This window comes from Nguyenibacter vanlangensis (genome assembly GCF_013376155.1).
In the GTDB taxonomy this organism is placed as follows: domain Bacteria; phylum Pseudomonadota; class Alphaproteobacteria; order Acetobacterales; family Acetobacteraceae; genus Gluconacetobacter; species Gluconacetobacter vanlangensis.
On the sequence record NZ_JABXXP010000347.1, the window covers coordinates 1 to 3,076 of the forward strand.

At 65.1% G+C, this 3,076-nt stretch carries 3 protein-coding genes; all 3 read left to right on the plus strand.

Features of this window, described 5'->3' with window-relative positions; all coding sequences use genetic code 11:
• On the plus strand, positions 1-599 hold a 599-nt coding region (locus tag HUK84_RS13575), incomplete at its 5' end, for an acetyl-CoA C-acyltransferase (protein ID WP_176640765.1).
• A 508-nt stretch (positions 600-1,107) separates the two neighbouring features.
• Positions 1,108-1,239 carry a hypothetical protein gene (locus HUK84_RS23560; RefSeq protein ID WP_281362813.1) on the plus strand — a complete coding sequence of 44 codons (132 nt, stop codon included), beginning with the start codon at positions 1,108-1,110 and terminating at the stop codon, positions 1,237-1,239.
• Positions 1,239-2,759 carry a TonB-dependent receptor gene (locus tag HUK84_RS13580; protein WP_176640766.1) on the plus strand — a complete coding sequence of 507 codons (1,521 nt, stop codon included), beginning with the start codon at positions 1,239-1,241 and terminating at the stop codon, positions 2,757-2,759. Before HUK84_RS23560 ends, HUK84_RS13580 begins: the two co-directional genes overlap by 1 nt.
• Positions 2,760-3,076 lie beyond the last annotated feature (317 nt).

Sequence of the window (3,076 nt, forward strand, 5' to 3'; positions counted from 1 at the left end):
GCTTCGCCGATGAAATCGCGCCCCTGACCCTGCCGCGGAAGAAAGGCGCAGACCTGCGCTTCGACAATGACGAGCAGATCCGCCCCGACACCACGCCCCAGCGCCTGGCCGCCCTGCGCCCGGCCTTCCTGCCCGACGGCAGCGTCACCGCCGGCAATGCGTCCACCCTGAATGACGGCGCCGCCGCAATCCTGCTGATGCGCCGCGACTGTGCTGAATCGATGGGGCTGGAGGTGCTGGGCCGCATCGCGGCCTATGCCGGCGCCGCGGTCGATCCGGCGATGATGGGCATCGGCCCGGTGCCGGCCACCAGGCGCTGCCTGGACCGCGCCGGATGGCGCCTGGCCGATATCGACCTGATCGAAGCGAACGAGGCCTTCGCCGCGCAATCGCTGGCGGTCGGCCAGGAACTCGGCTGGGATGACGCCCGGGTCAACGTCAATGGCGGCGCCATCGCGCTGGGGCACCCGATCGGCGCCTCGGGCTGCCGCATCGTGGTCACGCTGCTGCATGAAATGCGCCGCCGCAACGCCGGCAAGGGACTGGCCACCCTGTGCATCGGCGGCGGCCAGGGCGTGGCGCTGGCGATCGAACGCTGACGATCGAACGCTGGCGCAGCGGCGCCACGCCCAGGGCACTGCCCGTCCCATCATATACAAGCATGAACATGATCATTTTCGTCCGCCCAAATGGGCGTGGATTCCGCGTGCGTTGGTCGATCGCTCCGCGAATATCGGCCGAAATCCGGCCGCACGCATGTGGTCGACCCGACTGGATGGCGCCATTCAATCAACCTAACGCATAAAATAAGATCATATCTGATCTTTCCTCTTGCGCGCATGCGCGCCCCCTTACAGAATGGTGACAATCCAGAACGTTTGGTGTCCCGTGTCATCTCGTCCAAACAGGGATCAGGATTGTGAAGATACGCGCCCGACGCCTTTCTGTCCTTTGTTCCACCTTCGCGGTTTCCGGTTATTGCGGACCTGCCGCATCGGCGGCACGACGGCCGATCCGGCGGCGAAACATGCGCGGGCCGGACATGCCGGGCCTGGACAGCCCGCACATGGGCGCGCCGCACCCGCTCATGATGGGGGACCCGCTTCCATGGCCCGCGCTGTCCAGCCGGCCGGCATGTCCGCCGACACCGGCCCCAAGGCCATCACGGTGACCGAGGGCATGGCGACAGCGACCGGCGTCACCAACACCAACACCAACACCACGCGGGGGGCGGCCTGATGCCGGTACAGACCGCCCCCCGGGCGCAGAGCGGCGTGACGCGCGACCAGATGAACATCCGCAATGAGGAACAGATCGGCTTCGTGTTCGAAGGCGTGCCGATCGCCGACCCGATCCGCTACGCGCCCTACACCAACACCGTGGTGGATACCGAAAATCTCGGCCCGGTCACGGTCTCGCAGGGTTCGCCGGACGTCGACGCGCCGTTCTACAATGCCGTAGGCGGCCAGGTGACCATGAAAGAGGTCAATCCATCCCACAAGATGGGCGGATTCCTGTCCCTGGCCAACGGAACGCACAGCGCGAACAAGGAATTCGCGCGTTTCGAAACTGGCGATATCGGCAATGGCGGGATCCGCGGCTTCGTCTCGTTCTCGCATATGTCATGGAATAGCTGGCGCGGTCCCGGCGGCGGCCGGCGCTACCATCTCGATGCGAAATTCGTCAAGGCATGGGGCAGGGACAACGCGATCGCCGGCCTGTTCAGCTACAACGCCACGACCTTCAACTCGTTTGTGGATCCCACGCTCGCCCAATGGCACCAATATGGGCGCGGCCTCAATTACGACGGGGGCGCCTATAATGGAAACGACCCAAATTACTACAAGCTGAATTCCAATCTCAATCACGCCATGACGGTGGCGGCTCCCGCGCATTTCCGCCTGGCGCCCGCGGTCACGCTGGACGTGACGCCGTACTACATGCACATGTTCGGCCCCGCGCCGTACGGCGAACGGATCAATACGACGCAAAGCTATTTCGGCACGGTTCCCACCGGATCGCTGGGGATCGGGGGCGCTGCGCCCGACACCGAAATCACCACCCTGGCCTCGTACAAGCTGACGCCCCGCGACCAGATCTATGTCAACGGCACCACGTCCTTTCGCGCCCCCGGCTCGGTCGCGGCCTTCAACTACAACATCGTCAATCACCAGGTGACGTCGTACGGCTACATCCCCGGCACCAACAGCCTGGTGTCCGAACCGCTGAATGTCGGCGGCGAGACCTCGCGCGGAATCGAAGCCGAACTGGGTCTCGCGCACTGGCATCATTTCAGCCCCTATCTGTCGGGCCAGTATCTGCATGCCACGTTCGACAATAACTACAATGACGGCATCGGCTATCTGCCGACCGCCGGCAAGATCGCGGTCGATTCGCCCAAATTCACCGGGGCGATCGGGCTGCAATATGACGACGGCAGGCTCTTCGCAAATTTCGACCTGCGCTATGTCGATTCCCAGTACACGACCTTCATGAACGACCAGGCCCTGCACGCCTATGTCACGTCGAACCTGGCGCTGGGTTGCCGCCTGAAGGCCATCGGTCCGGCCCGGCACCCGCAGATTCAGCTCAACCTCATGAATCTGGGCGACAATAAATATCTCTCCGGCGCCGGCAGCAATACCGGCGCGGCCCACGACACCCGGGCCACGAACGGGCAGATCGTCGCCGGCGCCGCTCCGGTCTACGTGGTCGGCGGCGGGTTTTCCGCCCTCGTCTCGATGTCAGCCGGCTTCTGACCGCCGGGGTGCGGGCTGCCCGCATCCCGATCAAAAAATGCCCGCGCCGGTCTGGCGTCATTCATGGCGCATGGGCCAGTATGTCCATGCCCGATGACGGGACCATCCTACCCGGCCGGTCGCGGCACCCCGCCGCCCCGGCACCCCTTCTTCCCGGACAAGAGGTCATCCATGGAAACGGATCGTCTTCGGATCGTGCCCACCCGCCATGCCGCCCATCATACCGCCCATCATACCGCCCATCATACCGCCCGCCATGCCGTCCGGCGCGCGGCATGCCGCGCGGCCCTGCTGGGGGCCGGCCTGCTCGCCGCGAC

Bases quoted from the DNA above. Each gene is read 5' to 3' on its own strand.
- HUK84_RS23560 (WP_281362813.1), top strand. From the start codon at position 1,108: ATGGCCCGCGCTGTCCAGCCGGCCGGCATGTCCGCCGACACCGGCCCC.
- HUK84_RS13580 (WP_176640766.1), top strand. From the start codon at position 1,239: ATGCCGGTACAGACCGCCCCCCGGGCGCAGAGCGGCGTGACGCGCGAC.